The 574-nt window shown below is 47.7% G+C and carries 2 protein-coding genes; both read left to right on the top strand.

The genetic code is table 11. From position 1 onward, the window contains the following. On the top strand, positions 1 to 414 hold a 414-nt coding region (locus BG32_RS10825; RefSeq protein WP_147434970.1), incomplete at its 5' end, for an amino acid ABC transporter permease. Further along, a partial coding sequence (locus tag BG32_RS10820; protein WP_121526822.1) for an ATP-binding cassette domain-containing protein occupies positions 411 to 574 on the top strand: 164 nt, incomplete at its 3' end. The genes BG32_RS10825 and BG32_RS10820, both read left to right, overlap by 4 nt.

Below are 574 nucleotides of genomic sequence, written 5' to 3'. Positions count from 1 at the left end.
TCCGCGGTAAACGTAGACAGATTCTGGGCGGGAGTAATCTCACTTTCACTTTTCGAAGGAGCCTACGTGGGCGAGATCTTCAGAGCAGGGATAGATGCAGTCCCCTCCGGTGAAAAGGAGGCGGGTGAAGCAATGGGCCTATACAGGAGCCAGATAATGTTTTCCATTGTCTTCCCCCAAGCATTCAGAATATCAATACCGCCTCTAATAGGTCAGTTGGTTACACTCATTAAAGATAGTTCGCTCGTCTCGGTGATTGCCTTGGGCGATCTTACAATGAGGGCAAGACAGGTAGGGACTCAGACTCTTGCGGTATTCGAAGCCTATATTGTGCTAGCAGGTTGTTATCTGCTAATGACTTCGCTGATATCCCTGGTGGGAAGAGTGCTCGAAAGGAGGCTGGCAATTCCATGAAGGAAAAGAGTGTTATTCTTAGTTTATCGAACATCACAAAATCATTTGATTCACAGGAAGTTCTCAAGGAGGTCTCCTTTGATGTACGAGAAGGAGACGTGATAGCAGTGCTCGGCCCATCCGGTGCGGGTAAGACCACTCTTCTTCGTTGCATAAACAA

It is taken from the genome of Mesotoga sp. HF07.pep.5.2.highcov (assembly GCF_003666285.1).
GTDB lineage: Bacteria > Thermotogota > Thermotogae > Petrotogales > Kosmotogaceae > Mesotoga > Mesotoga prima.
The sequence above is the reverse complement of the archived record's forward strand: the minus strand, read 5'-3'. Positions and strand labels throughout refer to the sequence as shown.